Below are 16,786 nucleotides of genomic sequence, written 5' to 3'. Positions count from 1 at the left end.
AATGCTTCTTATCTACAAGAAGCTAACTAGGAGGATACGCCGACATTGCCTTTTCCACAGCCTCCCGTATGGCATCGGCCCGTTCGCTTTCGCTGCCCCGGTTGCCGGTTTCAGCGCTGGAGCTCCACACCGGCTGACCGCTTTTGGCGTCAAACATGTCCACCTGAACCACCACGACTTGCTCCTGATAGGTACGAACGATCGGTACGGTGGCGTACCCGCCATACCCAGGGCCGTAGCCGTTGTAGCCGCCATAACCGCCGCCGTAATAGTCGTCCCGAACCTGACGCAAGCGGGTTTCCATCCGCAGGTCGGCGCTGACAAACAGGTCGGCCGAGCGATTGTCGTGCAATGGGCGCAAGCCGCGTTGATCCAGCGCATTGCTGACTGCTTCGGCGACTTGCGCGGAGTCGGCCCAGGCGGTGCCTGGTGGCAGATGCCCATTGAGCCAGGCCCAACTGCGGTAGCGTCCATAGTCACGGGGTGCTGCCGGGTAAGCGCTGCGGTCAAAGGTGGTGGCGGCCTGGGGTGGCGCCGGTGGCAAAGGGTTGGACGTGGCGACATAAGGGTTGCTGCCTTGACAGGCGGCCAGCCCCAGGCAGAACACCAGTACACCTGAATGATTTTTCATTTCGTGCTCCGATCAAACAGGCCGACAGATCCAGTGCAAGTAACGCCCAAGCCCGGCAAAGCTTGGATGACGACGATGGGCCAGTTCCATTTCCAGCAGGTCCACCAGCTCGGCGCGGGCCTGGAATTCCACCGGCATGTAATCGTGAAAAACCCGCACTCCACTCTGGGTTTCGACCTTCCACAGACCTTCAAGTTGCGCCGCCAGCTCGCGCGGATCAAGGGGCTGTTGCGGGGTCAGGCTCTGCTTTTCACCGGCCATGTCGTTCTTGCGCATCTTGCGGAAATGGCCCTTGAGCAAGTTGCGATAAATCAGCGCGTCGCGGTTGTAGAACGCCAGGGACAGCCAGCCGTCCGCCTTGGTCAGTTGATGCAGCACCGGCAGGATGGCGTGGGGTTCGGCCAGCCACTCCAGCACGGCATGACACAGCACCAGGTCGTAGGGTTCGGTGAGCTGCCCGAGCAGCTCCTGCCACGGTGCCTGTATGAACGTGGCGCTCTGCCCGGCTTCGGCAAAGCGTTGGCGGGCGCCTTCGAGCATCGGTTCGGCAGGCTCGGCGAGGGTCACCTGATGGCCCCGCTGGGCCAGCCACAACGACATGTGGCCAAGGCCGGCGCCGATGTCCAGAACGCGCAGCGGCCGGTCGGGCAAGGTTTCGGCCAGATCGGCCTGCAACACCGCCAGACGGATGGCACCTTTGGCACCGCCGTAGATTTTTTCGGCGAAACGGGTCGCCAGTTGATCGAAATGACGGTCGCTCATCAGCTGAACCTCCGCTCGCTGTCCGCCAGTTTGCTGCGCACTACGGCTTCCATGTCCAGGCCCAGCTCGCTGCACAACAGCAACAGGTAAAGCACGATGTCACCGACTTCCTGCCCGGCGTGGGCAAGTTTGTCCGCCGGCAACTGGCGTGACTGGTCTTCGCTCAGCCACTGGAAAATCTCCACCAGCTCGGACATTTCCACGCTCGCGGCCATGGCCAGGTTTTTCGGACTGTGAAATTGCCGCCAGTCATTGCGGTCACGGATGGCGTGCAGGCGTTCGGTCAGTTCAACAAGGTTCATCGGGCTCTCCTGAAGGCGTATAGCTTCGGGGGGATGGCCGAGGATGGCAAGTGACAACGATTGAGTGCCCTGTATGTTTTTTGTGGGAGCGGGCTTGCTCGCGAAGACGGAGTGTCAGTCGAATCATTATTAACTGGACAACCGCTTTCGCGAGCAAGCCCGCTCCCACAGGTATTGTGCAACCCTCTATGCTTGTGGGAACTCGGCAGCATGATCGACAGCCCAAGACTCAATTCTCTTTAATCAGGATGCCCATTCCATGCAGGTAGAAGGTTTTTTCGAATGGCTTGGCCAGGTACTCGGCTCGATCATCCGCTTCATCGTTGATGGCCTCAGTGGGCTGTTCAATCTGATGAGCAACGCCAGCAGCAATTTTGTCGAAGGCTTGTCCAGGGCGCTGGGCATGGACACCTCGATCGTCAGCATCGTGACCTTGATCCTCGGGCTGATACTGCTGTGGTCGGCGATCCGCGCATTTCTCAATGCGTCGTTCATCATGGGGATCATCTGGTTGATGCTGGGGCTTTGGTTACTCAGCTGGATCATTCACTGACACCATCGAACACCTGTGGGAGCGGGCTTGCTCGCGAAGACGGAGTGTCAGTCGAATCAATATTAACTGGACGACCGCTTTCGCGAGCAAGCCCGCTCCCACAATGGATCGCGGCGGATTTCAAATGTGCCGCTACAATGCCCGCTCCCCCAAGGAGCCTGCATGTCCAACCTGACCGCCGACTGGCGCGACCGCCCTACCCATCGCCGGGTCTGGGCGCTGGCCGCGCCGATGATTCTTTCGAACATTTCCGTACCGCTGGTGGCGCTGGTCGACAGTACCGTCATCGGTCACCTGCCCCACGCCCATCAACTCGGCGCCGTCGCGGTCGGGGCCAGTCTGTATACCTTCCTCGCCTGGGCCATGGGTTTTCTGCGCATGGGCTCCACCGGGTTCGCCGCCCAGGCGGCCGGGCGCGGGGATGGCGCGGCTTTACGGCAGATCCTGTTGCAAGGCCTGTTGCTGGCCATCGGCCTGGCCATTGTGCTGGGGGCGGTGGGCGTGCCATTGAGCGGTGTTGCGTTGCATTTCATGCAACCGTCGGCGGAACTCGATCAACTGACCCGCGAGTTCTTCCACACCCGCCTGTTTGGCCTGCCGGCGGCGCTGGCCAGCTATGCACTGGTCGGCTGGTTCCTCGGCACCCAGAATGCCCGGGCGCCGCTGGCGATTCTGCTGAGCACCAACCTGGTCAACATTGCCCTGAACCTATGGTTCGTCCTCGGCCTGGAATGGGGCGTGGTCGGCGCGGCCCGGGCCTCGGTGATTGCTGAATGGACGGGGGCGCTGATCGGCTTGCTGATGACCCGCAAAGCCCTGCGCGCCTATCCCGGTCATATCGTCTGGGCAGCGCTGGCGCTGTGGCAAAGTTGGCGGCCATTGCTGGCGGTCAACCGCGACATTTTCATCCGCAGCCTGGCGCTGCAATCGGTGTTTTTCCTGATCACCGTGCAAGGCGCGCGGCTGGGCGACGCCACGGTCGCTGCCAATGCCCTGCTGCTCAATGGATTGTTGCTGACCGCCCACGCCCTCGATGGCCTGGCCCACGCCGTCGAAGCGTTGTGCGGGCATGCTCTTGGCGCCCGCGACCGCGATGCCCTGCGCCGTTCATTGGTGGTGGCGTGCGGCTGGTCGTTGCTGGCGAGCCTGGGCTTTGCCGCGCTGTTTCTGTTTGCCGGGCACTTGTTCATCGAGATGCAGACCGATATTCAGAGCGTGCGCGACACCGCGTTCATCTACCTGCCCTACCTCGCCGTACTGCCGCTGATTGCCGTCTGGAGTTACCTGCTCGATGGCCTGTTCATCGGCGCCACCCGCGCCCGGGAAATGCGCAACGGCATGCTGCTGACAGTGGCGCTGGTGCTGCCTTTCGGCTGGGCACTGCAAGGCTGGGGCAACCATGGCCTGTGGATAACCTTTCTGGTGTTCATGCTGCTGCGCAGTCTGACCCTCGGTGTGATTGCCTGGCGTCTGCGTCGTAACGATGGCTGGTTCGCCAGCGGCACTCACTGAGCAAGCGGGACAGCCGTCGAATAGGCCGCCTCATCAATTTCGACCTCATGGTCAGGGTGGATCGTTCTGCCACAGGTGACGCAGGCTATCGAGGCGTTCCTGTTGGGTCAGCCCCGGCAGCGGCTGCACGGGCACGGCGTCGGGATATTGCAGGCGTAGCCATATCCAGCCATCAAGCACCGGACGTTCGCTAAAACCCAGCGCCAGCCCTTCCTGCACATGGGTCCACAGGCGGGGGAAATCGGCACCGGTGGATTGGCTCCAGCGCCAGGCATGCTGTTCGAGCAGGCAGGTTTGCAGTTTTTCCAGTTGCCCGGCGTTGAGGCTTTCCTCGACCGCCAACGGGCTGACCGCCAGCCCCGGGTTAGACAATCGTTGCCAGCCTGCACAACCCATCGCGCGGTCGGCCCAGGTACCGCCGAACCAGCGCAAATGACTGACAGGACCTAGCCAGCGACTCAGTTCAGCGGCATCGCAGGCATCGAAAAAATAGCTGGCCGTGATCGGATTGTAGTAACTCAAAAGGGCCCGGTGCAGGCCAAGCGTGACCGTGAGCATGCGCCGCAAATGCGCCAGCAACGACGATGCGCTGGCCTCGCTGACCATCAGCAATCCGGGCCAGCGTTGGCCGTCGACACGGCATAAATCGGCGAGTGCCGGGCATGTGCGCAGATCGACCAGGACCGGTCCCTGCTCATGCAGCGCATGCCACTCCGTACCTTCGAACAACCCCGACCACCGGGCCTGCGCAAACATCTGCCTCAGGGCGACACCCGCCTGCGGCGTGCCCGGCACATCCAGCAATAACCACTGCGCAGGGGCCTCGGGCGTGCGTGTGGCGATCATGCTCCAGCGCTCTGGCCAAGCCGTGTCGCCAGACGACAGGTGCACAACGCCTGTGCGCAATGGTTGAAGCTGCCACCGCCGGGCAGCAGGCACAGCAGCATCAACGGCTCTTCCGAGCGCATCCATTGCTCCAGGCCCTCTGCATGGGTGCAGATGGGTTGGGAGGTGTCAGCGCCTGTCACCTCGACCGTTATCGGTGCATGTAGCAACCCGGTTATCTGCGGTTGATCGGGATCGCCCTCGACAAAGCTCACGACCAGCTCAGTCCCTTCCCGCAATGACGAGAACGTTGAGGCCTGCAACTGCCCGGCCAGGGGCAACCAGCAATGACTGGGCATCGCCCCTTCGCCCTGATACAGCCAATCGAATTGCACCGGTACCGGCCTTGCCGGGTCGGGGCCTGGTTCATCGACCTCAACTACCCACGCCCGTTGCAGGCTATGCATCTGTGGTTTGACCGTCGCACAGGGTGGCTCGAGTGGTGTCGGCCAATGCAGGGCACGGGCCTGATTGTGGTACGGCGTCGTCGCATCCTGGCTGCCCCAATGCTCGATGTGGGTCAGCAGCCAGAGGCGATTGCATTCGGCGACCGGATGACCGGACAGCGGCATCAGCTGACCGCTGCGCAAGGTCGCCAGGTCCGTCCGGCATTCCGCTCGCTGCGTCGCAGTCTCGCCGCAGCGCTGACGTTCGATGCGCTGCACCGCCGGCCGATCACCCTCGCTGCGGAATATCGCAGGTTCGCCGGATCGAAAATGCTGCTGATCATCGCTGAACACCACGCAGTGCCCGCGAGCCCGGTGCTCGAAGTGATAGTGAAGGCGTTCCTGGGCGCACAGTCGCTGGAGAAACTGCAGGTCCGACTCCCGATATTGCGTGCAGAAATCCTTGGGCGGGTAATCGCCGCCGAGCGCCAGGCGTCGATCTTTGCCGGTAATGCCGTGCTCTTTGAGCACTTGGTCGAGGATTTGCGGCACTGAACGGGCGCTGAAGATCCGTTGGCTGGAGCGCTGGGCCAGGCACGCTATTTTTGGCCCCAGGCGCACCTGGCAGAGTCGGGTTCCCGAGGCATGATCACGCTGGACGAGTTCATGCAGTTGTCCATGCACGTGGTTTCCGGCAGGCCCGAAATGCAAGGAGGCCGGGCGGTACAGCAAACGGGCAAGGTCAAGCATCGGGTCATCGATCAGCAACTCCATGTCGAACACAAACGGCTCGCTGATGGCCTCTCTACCGGTAAAGGCCAGGACCTCCAGGGCGTCGGGCAGACCTGCTACATCCAGACGAAATGACGGTTCGCTGACTGGATTGAACATCGGCGTTTCTCTACAGGAGGGGAGGCCGGGGATTCTCGCTGAGAGACATGGCCGAGTAGAGTGCCGAAGTACAACTTAGGAAATGACCTACGCGAAAAGAAGACCAAATGGCATGGATCGCCAAGGACGTGGGCAGTTTCGCTTGAAAAAACAGAATCGCCGCACCAGGTCATCTGAAATTTCCGCGGTAAACGGAAAAAATTCAGACAACCTGATGAGCGTGGCGCTTACCTCAGGAAGACAGGTAAGAAGAACGGGTCAGGCCAAGACGCAGGGCATCGAGGAACTGGGTGCGTTCGGTTGCGCTGATGCGGGCACTGGCGCACTTGTCGCGGTAGTGAGTCATCAGCTCTTCCGGCGACAAGTGCACATAACGCAGCATGTCTTCGATGGTGTCGTGGGTTTCGATACCGGCGTGGTACACGCTGCCGTCGGCGTTCTGGTAGATGTTCACCGAGTCGGTGTCACCGAACAGGTTGTGCATGTCGCCGAGAATTTCCTGGTAGGCACCGACCAGGAACACACCCAGCAAGTAATCCTCACCTTCGTTCAGGGCATGCACCGGCAGGCTGGTTTCGATGCTCTGCTCGTCGACGTACTGGTTGATCTTGCCGTCGGAGTCACAGGTCAGGTCCTGCAGTACCGCACGACGCAGTGGCTCTTCGTCGAGGCGGTGCAGCGGAATGATCGGCAGGACCTGGTCGATGGCCCAGGTGTCCGGCAGGCTCTGGAACACCGAGAAGTTGCAGATGTACTTGTCGGCCAGTTTGTCGTTGAGTTCGTCCAGCACCTGACGGTGGGAACGCTGGCGCGCCTTCAGCGAGTTGTGCAGGCGACGGCACACGGCGAAGTAGCATTGCTCGGCCAGGGCTTTCTCGGCCAGGGTCAGCTTGCCATCGGCGTACTGGGCGGCGACATCGCTCATGTAGTGCGTGGCGCGCCAGTAGGTTTCGGTGACCATCTCGATGTCGGTCGGACCCAGCAGGTCCACCAGCCACTGCACGGTTTCCGGCAGCGCTTCCTTGTTTTCGATCTGCGGCACGTCGTCGTTGTGCTTCTCGACGTCGGTCACTTGCACCACCAGCATGGCGTGGTGCGCGGTCAGGGAGCGGCCGCTTTCGGAGAAGATGTGCGGGTGCGGCAGGCTCTGCGCATCGCAGAATTCCTTGAGCATCCCGACCACGACGCCGGCGTAATCGTCCATGTCGTAGTTGATCGAACTGGCGTTACGCGAGTGCGTACCGTCGTAGTCCACGCCCAGGCCACCGCCGACGTCGATGTGGTCCACCGGCAGGCCGAGGTTACGCAATTCGCCGTAGTAACGGATCGCTTCCTTGAAGCCGTGCTGGTAGTCAGCGAGGTTGGCGATCTGCGAACCCATATGGAAGTGCAGCAGGCGAACGCCCTGGTCCAGGCCGGCCGCGCGGAAACGCTCGACCACCGACAGCAGTTGCGCCGCCGACAGACCGAACTTGGATTTCTCGCCGCCGGTGTCCGCCCACTTGCTCGATGCCAGGGACGACAGCCGCACGCGCAGGCCGACCTGCGGCTTGACCTTGAGCGAGGCCGCTTCTTCGATCACCAGACCGACTTCGGATTCTTTCTCGATCACGATGAACACGTTATGGCCGAGCTTCTGCCCCATCAACGCCAGGCGAATGAACTCGCGATCCTTGTAGCCGTTGCAAACAATGGTGCCGCCCTTCGGCGCCAGCGCCAGCACGGCCAGCAACTCTGGCTTGGAACCGGCCTCCAGGCCGATTGAAACGTTCTGGGTGGCGATGATGTTTTCGATCACCGCTTCCTGCTGGTTCACCTTGATCGGGTACAGCGCGGTGTACTTGCTCTGGTATTCCAGACGTTCGATGTTCGAATCGAACGCGCCGGTCAGCTGACGCACGCGGTCTTGCAGAATGTCCGGGAAACGGACCAGCAACGGCAAGGACAGGCCGCTTTTGCGCAACTGGTCGACTTGCTCGAACAGGTCGATAGGCGAGCTGCTCGGACCGTTCGGACGAACTTCGACGCGACCGGCGTCATTGATCGCGAAATACCCGGCCCCCCAATGGCGAATCCCGTAAACACTGCGGCTGTCCGCAACTGTCCATTGGCTGCCATCGTCTTTGCGTGTGCGTCGTACGGACATCGAAGTCCCCTATAAAGAAGTCATAGTGCGTCGCCTGGGTTCAGGCCGGCGCAGTCTAAAGAATGAAAATGACGGTTCGTCAACGAGGCAATAGACCCCGCCGACCGCAGTGAGTTTAGAAACCGGTCATGAACAGGCTCTGTGAAAACCATGTGGACGCCGCCAGGCCTGAATGCCATCAGGACCGGATCCAGCCGAGGGTGGTTTTCACAGAGGCTGCTAGCCGCCGGACTTCTTCGCTTTGAAACCGAGCTTGATCAGTTCTGCCAAGAGTAGCTCGACATGATCGCCCTGGATTTCGATGACACCGTCTTTCAACGCCCCACCGGTCCCACAGCGTTTCTTCAACGTCGTGGCCAGTTCCTTGAGCGCGTCTTCAGCCAATGGCACGCCGGTGATGGTGGTCACCGTCTTGCCGCCACGGCCCTTGCTTTCGCGACGCACGCGCGCGATGCCGTCGCCGGCCGGGATAACGGTCTGTTTGCAGATGCAGGCGTCCACCGGTTTACTGCATTCCGGGCAATGACGACCTGCGTCGGTGGAAAATACCAGGCCGCCCAGGGCGGCGAAGGATGCGGCTTTTTTGGCCACCGGCAATCCTCTTCGGAGGACAAAGACTGGTCGCAGCACTTGGGAAGGCTATCGACCGCGAAGCCCCACTCAGGCAGGGGCAGCGCTACTGAAACGGTACAACATTGCTGAAACGCAATTGCTCACGAACGATGACGTCTTCTGTAGGAGCGAGCTCGCTCGCGATGGACGTCAACGATAATGCGCGGCATCAGGCAGCATGCGTCGCCTTTGCGTTTTTCGCGAGCGAGCTCGCTCCTACAACAACCAGCAATACCGGTTCAGTTTGAAAAGGTCGCGCAGTGTAACGGCAAAAACGCCGATTGCTAAGAGCCAATCGGCGCCAATTTATAGCTGTTTTGCGACGTTGCTTTGTTGAGCCTTCAGATAGCGCTTCAACGCCGCCAGAGAGTCCGGGCAGTAAGGCTTTTGCTCGATCTCCAGCATGACCTGATCAATGGGGATAAAGCGTGCTTCGAGCACCTCTTCCGGTTGCAGGGTCAACGGGCCGTCCCACACCGCCGAGAACGCCGAACACCACAGCCGATTGCCGGTGTCCTCGAAGAAAAAGTGATCGTGGGCGGTCAACTCCACACCACTCACGCCCAGCTCTTCTTCCAGCTCACGGGCCGCCGACTCGGCGTAGGATTCGCTGGCGAGCACCATGCCTCCCGCCGCCACGTCCCAGTAACCGGGATAGATCGCCTTGCTCAACGTACGGCGATGCACGCACAGCTCGCCAGCGGAGTTGAACAACATAATGTAGGTGCCGCGCCCGATCAGCCCGCGCTCGCGCAGGTCGGAGCGGACCAGGGCGCCGAGCAGGTTGTCCTGCTCGTCGACCCAGGCGATCTGTTCCGCATCGGAAGCCGCACGGTGCGCGGCTTCTCGCATTCCATCGACAGAGTTATCAACCATGACTCAGCCCTGATTGAGCAGTTGACGCAAATCGATCACCGCGGCGTTGGCCCGGGAAATGTAGTTGGCCATGACCAGCGAGTGGTTGGCCAGCACACCGAAGCCGCTGCCGTTGAGGATCATCGGGCTCCACACCGGCTCCTGCGAGGCTTCCAGTTCACGAATGATCTGGCGCACGCTGACCGTGGCGTTCTTCTTGGCCAGCACATCGGCGAAGTCGACTTCGATGGCGCGCAGCAAATGCGACAAGGCCCAGGCCTGACCGCGGGCTTCGTAGAACACGTTGTCGATCTGCAACCATGGAGTCTCGACGATTTCCTCGTCGACCTGCGGCGCCACACCCGGCGCCACGATCTCGGTCTTCAGCGCCGTGTTGAGCTTGACCCGGCCAACGCTGGCCGACAGCCGTTGCGACAGCGAGCCCAGTCGCGTGCCGACGTCACCCAGCCAGTTGTTCAGGTTGTCGGCGCGGGCATAGAACAGCGCGCTCTTCTGGTTCGGATCGGACAGGCGCGCCTGATAGCGGCTCAGGGAGTTGATGCCTTCCAGGTACTCGGACTCACTGGATGGCAGCACCCAGCTCTTGTTGTCGAAGTTGAAACGCGGCTCGGCCTTGGCCAGGTCGGCGTCTTCGGCGGACTGCGACTGCGAACGGGCGAAGTCTTTACGCAATGCACGGCTCAGGTCGCGGACCTGCACCAACACGCCGTATTCCCAGCTCGGCATGTTGTCCATCCACAGGCCTGGCGGGAATCGGTCGTTGGAAATATAGCCGCCCGGTTTGGTCAGCAACGTGCCGGCGACGGTCTTGAGGGTTTCCACCGTGGTGTAGCCAACGACCATCTGCTTGCCTTCTTTCTCGGCGGCCAGTTGGGCGGTTTGCTGGACCGGGAACAGCGCCGGCTCCTGGCTCCAGTACCAGCCCAGGACACTCGCCACCAACAGGTAGATGCCCAGCAAAGTGGCCAGCGCCCGGCTGAACAACAGACCGCCCAGATAACTGCGGGTCTCCGACTTCGGTTCAGCGGCACGTTCAGGCGCACTGCCTGTGCGGTTCTTCCAGTCCAGCATGGCGATATCCTTTCAAGCTCTTGAGTTCAACGGTTCGACCACAACCATACAACAACGTGCCTTGGCCCGGCACCCGCCATTGCACCGATGGGGAAAATTACCGGGCCGTGGATGAAAAGAGTTCCTGCGCACCGGACGACGCTGCGGCCGTCGAAATCCCCCTTATGGTTTGGATTGCCCCCTAAGGGAATCCCTGAGCCTCTGAGGCGAAAAAAACCGGGCCGATCAACACAGACAAAAAATCACGAACTGCCGAATGTCAGTCACTCGCCAATTGCCACCCCACGCCCGTCAGGTGCCCTGATTCAAGCACTTCGCCCCCGGCACAGCACGACTTCAAAGGCCAGAACCGGACCGATCAGTCACAAACTGAATTAACTCACATTGCAGATTATTGACGTACAGCACTCATGTAATGGAAAAGTGGTGCTAGCATAGAGCCACCAGTCGACCTCAGTGTGCACCCTAACTAGTAGTCAGGATATGACCGAGCCAGAAGACCCCAGCCGCGAGCGCCTCAAGCACCACTTTGCCCAGCGGGTAATTCATCAGGCTCGTCAGATTCTTGAGATATGGCAGCGCCTGCAACGCAGTGAGTGGTCCACCGCCGACCTTTCGGAACTGAGCGAGGCCAATCTGCGCCTGCTGCGTTTCGCCGAGCGTTTCGAGCAACCGGAACACACGCAACTGGCCCACCACATCGGTCAGTCCCTGGAGGCTGTCGACGCCAATCGCGGACGCCTGAGCAGCGGCCTGATCACCGACCTCAATCGCTTGATGCAACGCCTGTCGCGCACTGGCCTGCGCCATGGCGATCAGCTCGACCAGACCTTCCTGCCACCGCTGCGCAAGCCGATCTACGTAATGCTGCAGGATCACGACCGTGCCGAGCGCCTGGCCAAGCAACTGGAATTCTTCGGGCTCAGCGCCCAGTCCCTGGACAGCGTAGACGCGTTTCGCTCATCGATGGTTGAGCGCTTGCCGGCGGCGATTGTCATGGACGTGGATTTCAGCGGCCCCGGTGTCGGCCTGAAACTGGCCGCCGAAGCCCAGGAAGGCCTGGATCATCGCTTGCCGCTGCTGTTCTTCAGCCTGCACGAAACCGACACCCCGACCCGCCTCGCCGCCGTGCGCGCCGGCGGCCAGGAGTTCCTCACCGGCACCCTTGAAGCGTCGAGCCTGCTGGAGAAGATCGAAGTCCTGACCTGCGTCGCCCAGTACGAGCCTTATAAAGTACTGATCATCGACGACTCCCGTGCCCAGGCCCTGCACACCGAGCGCCTGCTCAACAGCGCCGGGATCGTCACCCGGACGTTGATCGAGCCGATCCAGGCCATGGCCGAACTGGCAGACTTCCAGCCGGACCTGATTATCCTCGACATGTACATGCCAGCCTGCACCGGTACGGAATTGGCCAAGGTGATCCGTCACAACGACCGCTATGTCAGCGTGCCGATCATTTACCTGTCGGCCGAAGACGATCTGGACAAGCAGCTCGACGCCATGAGCGAGGGCGGCGATGACTTCCTGACCAAACCGATCAAGCCCCGGCACCTGATCACCACCGTGCGCAACCGTGCGGCGCGAGCCCGCAACCTCAAGGCACGGATGGTCCGCGACAGCCTCACCGGCCTGTACAACCACACGCATATCCTGCAATTGCTTGAAGACTGTTCGTTCCGCGCCCGCCGCGAAAGCAAGCCGCTGAGCTTTGCCATGCTCGACATCGACCATTTCAAACGGGTCAATGACAGCCACGGCCACCCCATGGGCGACCGGGTGATCAAGAGCCTGGCGCTGTTTCTCAAGCAACGCCTGCGCAAAACCGACTTCATCGGCCGCTACGGTGGCGAAGAGTTCGCCATCGTCATGCCGGACACCGATATCGAAGCGGCCTACAACGTACTCGATGAAATCCGTCAGCGCTTTGCGGAAATCCACTACCCCGCCCAGCCGCAGGATCTGTGGTGCACTTTCAGCGCCGGGGTGGTCGAGCTGTGCGAAGACTCTGACAGTCTGTTGATGGCCAGTCAGGCAGACGAGGCGCTGTATCGTGCCAAAGGCGCCGGACGCAACCGCGTCCAGGCGGCACTGACGTCAAAGCAAAGTGCCATTTTTTCATCGCAATCGACCCATTCGGTCATAACCCTGTAACAGAAACGCAATAACTTCAGGCACTTACCATTTCCGCCGTTGGTAGTCCGTAATGCGCCTGAAGCTGCTGACCAATCTCAATACCCTCCTTCTGGTGGCCGTGTGCGTGGCCCTCGGCGCGACGCTGTGGTGGTCGCAGAAAGCCCTTGAGCGTCCGTATCTATTAATGGAGCGCTACCTGGGCCTGTCGCAGCAATTTCAGAATGAAGTCGCCCGCAGCATCGAGGATTACCTTGGCAGCGGCGATGCCCTGCGCCTGAGCAGTGCCGCCCAGGGCATCGACAACCTGCAAAAAGAACTCGGCGAATTGCCACCGGCCTTGGCCGATACTTTGCGCCCCAGCCTGTCGACCCTTGAAGAATTCAGCAAAACCGACCTGCTGGCCGCCGGCAAACTGGCAGGCGATCCACAGGCACTGCTGCTGCAGGCCGAGCGCGAACTGGGTGCCAGCCTCGATCAGCTCAGCCAGTACGCTAGTGGTAACGCGGCCTACCTGACGCCGTTGCTCACTGCGTCGCAGCACCTGGGAAAATTGTCGCTGGCGCGGGACAAACTGGTCAGCAGCGGCCGCAGTGAACTGGCCGCCGATGTCGAACGCGAAGTCGCCAACATCCGCACCCAGGCCGAGAAACTCGACGCCCTGCCCTTGCTGGGCGTGACCACCAGCAGCGAATCGAACACCGATGACTTCGCCTCGATGATGGGCCTTGAGAACAAGGAAAAAACCGTCGCCGAAGATGCCGGCGTCGGCCTCAAGCGCGAACTCAACAGCCTGCTCACCCGCTACCCGGCCGAGCTCGCGCGCACTCGCGATCAAATCGGCAAACGCGCTGACCTGAGCACCGCGACTCACGTGAAAATCGCCGACGTGCAACAGGCCATTGCCGGGCTGGAGCCGGTGGTGCGCGCCCAGCACGGGCAGATCCAGGGTGAAGTGCGACTGATGCAAGGCGTGATGATCGGCTTGATTCTGTTGATCGCCCTGCTGATCGACACCCTGCAACGCAAACTGGCCCGAACCCTGACCAACCTCGCCCCGGCCCTGTCGACCTGGGCAGAAGGCGATTTCAGCCGCGACATTCAATTGGGCGCCACCAACCGCGAATTGCATGACATTGAAGCGTCGCTCAACCGCTTGCGCGCTTATCTGGTGGATCTGGTGGGAACCATTCGCCGCAACGCCGAACAGGTGGCCGGCAGCAGCCGCACCCTGGCCGACCTGAGCAACGATTTACATGACGGTGCAGAACATCAGGCCGGCGACACGGCGCTGATCCGCGACTCCCTCAGCGAACTGGAAGCGACCATTCAACAAGTTGCCGGCGATGCCAGCCAGGCCGCCGATGCCAGCCGCCACGCCGGCCTGGCCGTAGAGCACGGACAGAAAGTCATCGGCCTGAGCCTCACCGGCCTGCATGCGCTGGTGGATGAAGTGCAGGGCAATGCGCAAATGATCGAACACCTGGCCGAAGAGTCGGCCACCATCGGCGGTGTGTTGACGGTGATCCGTTCGATTGCCGACCAGACCAATCTACTGGCCTTGAACGCCGCCATTGAAGCGGCTCGTGCCGGGGAAATGGGACGAGGCTTTGCGGTGGTGGCGGAAGAGGTCCGCTCACTGGCGCAACGTACCGCCGGGGCCACGGCAGAGATCCAGACGTTGATCGCCGGACTGCAAACCGCCGCCCGGCAATCGGTGGAAGGCATGCGCGCCCAGGTCGAACACGCCGAAGCCACGGCCAACCAGGCCCAGGCCGCCGATGGCGCACTGGATAAAATCGTCGGGGCGATCCAGACCATTTCCGACACGGCAGTGCGCATCGCCGATGTCACCGCCCAGCAAAGCGGCGCTGTCAGCGAGATCCGTGACCACAGTGAGCGAATTCACCAGTTGGGCGGGGATAACTTGCTGCGTATTGGTGAAGGGCGTGAGCAGGGAGAACACCTGCTGGTGCTGGGCGGGCGATTGCACACCGCCGTTCAAGCCTTCCGCGTCTGACACACCGTTTCGCGAGCAAGCCCGCTCCCACATTTAACCGCACGTCCATGAAAGAACGCGGTCACCTGTGGGAGCGGGCTTGCTCGCGAAAGCGTCAGAAAACCCACCGCAAGACTCCCCCCTGTACACCGGCCCACTGTCCGCTATCATCCCCCCAATTCCGATACGCGAGATCGTCATGCGCCGTTTGCTCTGCCTGCTGTTTTTAGTGTTCGCCCTGCCGGTCAGCGCCACCGGCTTGTTGGAAAATCGTCCAAGCTCGACCCTGGGCTCGATCAACAACAGCGCCGACTTCCTGCCAGTGCGCGAAGCTTTCCAGCTGAGCCTGGTGGAAAGCACACCGCAATCGATCAAGCTGCGCTTCGTCGCCACCGAAGGTTATTACCTCTACCGCCACCGTTTTCAGTTTCGCGCCGATCCAGCCGATGTTGTCCTCGGCGCGGCAAAACTGCCCGACGGCCAGAAAAAGCACGATGAATACTTCGGCGACGTCGAGGTCTACCACGGCATTCTCGACGTCGAGTTGCCGCGTACCGATCAACGCACCTTCACCCTGGCCGTGACCTATCAGGGTTGCGCCGACAAAGGCTTGTGCTATCCGCCGGAAACCGAGCGCCTGAGCATCGACGGCAGCGGCACTCCGGCGACGGCTTATCAATGGAGCTGGCGCGAACTGGCGTTGTTCTTCCTCGCCGGCCTGGGCCTGACGTTCACGCCATGCGTGCTGCCCATGCTGCCGATCCTGTCCGGCGTGGTGCTGCGCGGCCAGGTCGGCGGCTGGCGCGGTTTCAATCTGTCGCTGGCCTATGTGCTGCCGATGGCGGCCTGCTTTGCCCTGCTCGGTGCGCTGATGGGCTTGTTCGGTGCCCAGCTCAATCTACAGGCGCGGCTGCAATCGGCCTGGGTGCTGGTGCCGTTCGCGATGTTTTTCGCCGTGTTTGCATTGGCAATGTTCGGCGTATTCGAACTCAAGTTGCCGCACGCCATCAGCAGTCGCCTGGACCGCATCGCCGGTCGTACCAAAGGCGGTTCACTGTGGGGCGCCGCGGTGTTGGGCGTGGTCTCCAGCTTGCTGGTTTCACCCTGTGTTTCGGCGCCATTGGCCGGTGCGCTGCTGTACATCAGCGCCAGTGGCGATGCGCTGGGCGGCGGCCTGAAACTGTTCATGCTCGGTCTCGGCATGGGTGCTCCGCTGTTGCTGGTGGCCACCGGTGGCGCAGCCTGGCTGCCGAAAAGCGGTCCGTGGCTGGTCTACGTGAAAAACGCGATTGGGGTGTTGTTGCTCGGGCTGGCCGTCGGACTGCTCAGCCGCGTCCTGCCAGGTCAGGTCACCTTGCTGCTGATCGGTTTGCTGGCCGGCGGCGTCGGCTTGTTCATGGGGGCGCTGGAATTCGTCTATAAACCACCGCGCAAACGCCTGGGCCAATTGCTCGGCATGTTTTTGCTGTTTTACGCGCTGGCCTGCTGGTATGGAGCCTTCAGCGGCCAGACCGACCCGCTCAACCCAATTGGCCAGCCCCGTATCGTTGACAACAGCGGAGCTGCGCAAAACACCAGTGCCTGGCAAACCGTCAGTACTCCGGCCGATCTGGATCGCGCACTCGCCGACGCACGATCATCCGGTACACCGCTGCTGCTCGACTGGTACGCCGACTGGTGCATCAGCTGCAAGGTCATCGAGCATGAGGTACTGGACGACCCGGTCGTTGTCGAACGCCTCAAGGGTTACCGGCTGATCCGCTTCGACATCACCGCCAGCAATGCCGAGCAACGCGCCCTGCTCGACCGTTACCGGTTGTTCGGTCCACCGGCCCTGATGTTTTTCGGCAAGGACGGCGTCGAACGTGCCGATGTGCGGGTGATCGGCGAGATCAACGCCAAAGACTTCGCCGAACGTGTTACCAGGGCGAATGACCACATTTAATCAAGCAGTCATATATTTCGCGCAAACATCGGTCATCGTGCTGCCTATTGCAGAGAACTGGACAGTCACAAAGGCTTTGCGG

Annotated in this window: 14 protein-coding genes; 5 read left to right on the top strand and 9 right to left on the bottom strand. The window is 61.3% G+C overall.

Going from position 1 to position 16,786, the window contains the following annotated elements; genetic code table 11:
• Nucleotides 1–22 precede the first annotated feature (22 nt).
• From AC07XF_RS18735 to AC07XF_RS18725, 3 genes are read right to left on the bottom strand one after another with little or no spacing between them, the layout of a single operon-like run.
• Nucleotides 23–631 carry a DUF4136 domain-containing protein gene (locus AC07XF_RS18735; protein WP_495027612.1) on the bottom strand — a complete coding sequence of 203 codons (609 nt, stop codon included), beginning with the start codon at nucleotides 629–631 and terminating at the stop codon, nucleotides 23–25.
• Nucleotides 632–643: 12 nt separating this feature from the next.
• A complete protein-coding gene (locus AC07XF_RS18730) occupies nucleotides 644–1,393 on the bottom strand; it encodes a methyltransferase domain-containing protein (protein WP_495027611.1) in 750 nt (249 codons plus the stop codon).
• The gene (locus tag AC07XF_RS18725; protein WP_126049043.1) at nucleotides 1,393–1,695 is read right to left on the bottom strand and encodes a MazG-like family protein; all 303 of its coding nucleotides are present in this window, start codon (nucleotides 1,693–1,695) and stop codon (nucleotides 1,393–1,395) included. Before AC07XF_RS18725 ends, AC07XF_RS18730 begins: the two co-directional genes overlap by 1 nt.
• A 259-nt stretch (nucleotides 1,696–1,954) precedes the next feature.
• On the opposite strand from AC07XF_RS18725, the gene AC07XF_RS18720 reads away from it, so the two are divergent.
• Together AC07XF_RS18720 and AC07XF_RS18715 are read left to right on the top strand one after the other, a co-directional pair.
• Entirely contained in the window at nucleotides 1,955–2,248 is a 294-nt protein-coding gene (locus AC07XF_RS18720; RefSeq protein WP_495027610.1) for a hypothetical protein, read from the top strand.
• A 162-nt stretch (nucleotides 2,249–2,410) separates the two neighbouring features.
• Entirely contained in the window at nucleotides 2,411–3,760 is a 1,350-nt protein-coding gene (locus tag AC07XF_RS18715) for an MATE family efflux transporter (protein ID WP_007991298.1), read from the top strand.
• A 51-nt stretch (nucleotides 3,761–3,811) separates the two neighbouring features.
• Here the strand turns inward: AC07XF_RS18715 and AC07XF_RS18710 are convergent, their stop codons facing one another.
• From AC07XF_RS18710 to AC07XF_RS18685, 6 genes are all read right to left on the bottom strand, one after another.
• A complete protein-coding gene (locus tag AC07XF_RS18710; RefSeq protein WP_495027609.1) occupies nucleotides 3,812–4,606 on the bottom strand; it encodes a DUF4123 domain-containing protein in 795 nt (264 codons plus the stop codon).
• Nucleotides 4,603–5,922, bottom strand: a complete 1,320-nt coding sequence (locus AC07XF_RS18705) for a contractile injection system protein, VgrG/Pvc8 family (protein ID WP_495027608.1) — start codon at nucleotides 5,920–5,922, stop codon at nucleotides 4,603–4,605. Before AC07XF_RS18705 ends, AC07XF_RS18710 begins: the two co-directional genes overlap by 4 nt.
• A gap of 232 nt (nucleotides 5,923–6,154) precedes the next feature.
• Nucleotides 6,155–8,068 (bottom strand): arginine decarboxylase, encoded by a 1,914-nt coding sequence (speA, locus tag AC07XF_RS18700; RefSeq protein WP_495027607.1) that lies wholly within the window; start codon nucleotides 8,066–8,068, stop codon nucleotides 6,155–6,157.
• A 219-nt stretch (nucleotides 8,069–8,287) separates the two neighbouring features.
• Nucleotides 8,288–8,659 carry a translation initiation factor Sui1 gene (locus AC07XF_RS18695; protein WP_007991289.1) on the bottom strand — a complete coding sequence of 124 codons (372 nt, stop codon included), beginning with the start codon at nucleotides 8,657–8,659 and terminating at the stop codon, nucleotides 8,288–8,290.
• Between the two features lie 327 nt (nucleotides 8,660–8,986).
• On the bottom strand, nucleotides 8,987–9,556 hold the full coding sequence (locus AC07XF_RS18690) for an NUDIX hydrolase (protein WP_495027606.1): 570 nt from the start codon (nucleotides 9,554–9,556) through the stop codon (nucleotides 8,987–8,989).
• A gap of 3 nt (nucleotides 9,557–9,559) precedes the next feature.
• Entirely contained in the window at nucleotides 9,560–10,627 is a 1,068-nt protein-coding gene (locus tag AC07XF_RS18685; RefSeq protein ID WP_495027605.1) for a DUF2333 family protein, read from the bottom strand.
• Nucleotides 10,628–11,110: 483 nt separating this feature from the next.
• Between AC07XF_RS18685 and gcbA the strand changes: the two genes are divergently transcribed.
• The 3 genes from gcbA (at nucleotide 11,111) to AC07XF_RS18670 (ending at nucleotide 16,704) form a co-directional block, all read left to right on the top strand.
• On the top strand, nucleotides 11,111–12,781 hold the full coding sequence (gene gcbA, locus AC07XF_RS18680; protein ID WP_495027604.1) for a diguanylate cyclase GcbA: 1,671 nt from the start codon (nucleotides 11,111–11,113) through the stop codon (nucleotides 12,779–12,781).
• Between the two features lie 52 nt (nucleotides 12,782–12,833).
• Entirely contained in the window at nucleotides 12,834–14,780 is a 1,947-nt protein-coding gene (locus tag AC07XF_RS18675; protein ID WP_495027603.1) for a methyl-accepting chemotaxis protein, read from the top strand.
• A gap of 178 nt (nucleotides 14,781–14,958) precedes the next feature.
• Nucleotides 14,959–16,704 carry a protein-disulfide reductase DsbD gene (locus AC07XF_RS18670; protein ID WP_495027602.1) on the top strand — a complete coding sequence of 582 codons (1,746 nt, stop codon included), beginning with the start codon at nucleotides 14,959–14,961 and terminating at the stop codon, nucleotides 16,702–16,704.
• The last annotated feature ends 82 nt before the right edge of the window (nucleotides 16,705–16,786 follow it).

This window comes from Pseudomonas sp. GW821-FHT01C01, assembly GCF_059422645.1.
Note: the sequence above shows the minus strand (reverse complement) of the source record. Positions and strands in the feature narration are given on the sequence as shown.

What these genes read in the sequence shown, in the direction of transcription:
- AC07XF_RS18735 (WP_495027612.1), bottom strand. Translation starts at nt 631, where the DNA reads ATGAAAAATCATTCAGGTGTACTGGTGTTCTGCCTGGGGCTGGCCGCC.
- AC07XF_RS18730 (WP_495027611.1), bottom strand. Translation starts at nt 1,393, where the DNA reads ATGAGCGACCGTCATTTCGATCAACTGGCGACCCGTTTCGCCGAAAAA.
- AC07XF_RS18725 (WP_126049043.1), bottom strand. Translation starts at nt 1,695, where the DNA reads ATGAACCTTGTTGAACTGACCGAACGCCTGCACGCCATCCGTGACCGC.
- AC07XF_RS18720 (WP_495027610.1), top strand. Translation starts at nt 1,955, where the DNA reads ATGCAGGTAGAAGGTTTTTTCGAATGGCTTGGCCAGGTACTCGGCTCG.
- AC07XF_RS18715 (WP_007991298.1), top strand. Translation starts at nt 2,411, where the DNA reads ATGTCCAACCTGACCGCCGACTGGCGCGACCGCCCTACCCATCGCCGG.
- AC07XF_RS18710 (WP_495027609.1), bottom strand. Translation starts at nt 4,606, where the DNA reads ATGATCGCCACACGCACGCCCGAGGCCCCTGCGCAGTGGTTATTGCTG.
- AC07XF_RS18705 (WP_495027608.1), bottom strand. Translation starts at nt 5,922, where the DNA reads ATGTTCAATCCAGTCAGCGAACCGTCATTTCGTCTGGATGTAGCAGGT.
- speA (WP_495027607.1), bottom strand. Translation starts at nt 8,068, where the DNA reads ATGTCCGTACGACGCACACGCAAAGACGATGGCAGCCAATGGACAGTT.
- AC07XF_RS18690 (WP_495027606.1), bottom strand. Translation starts at nt 9,556, where the DNA reads ATGGTTGATAACTCTGTCGATGGAATGCGAGAAGCCGCGCACCGTGCG.
- AC07XF_RS18685 (WP_495027605.1), bottom strand. Translation starts at nt 10,627, where the DNA reads ATGCTGGACTGGAAGAACCGCACAGGCAGTGCGCCTGAACGTGCCGCT.
- gcbA (WP_495027604.1), top strand. Translation starts at nt 11,111, where the DNA reads ATGACCGAGCCAGAAGACCCCAGCCGCGAGCGCCTCAAGCACCACTTT.
- AC07XF_RS18675 (WP_495027603.1), top strand. Translation starts at nt 12,834, where the DNA reads ATGCGCCTGAAGCTGCTGACCAATCTCAATACCCTCCTTCTGGTGGCC.
- AC07XF_RS18670 (WP_495027602.1), top strand. Translation starts at nt 14,959, where the DNA reads ATGCGCCGTTTGCTCTGCCTGCTGTTTTTAGTGTTCGCCCTGCCGGTC.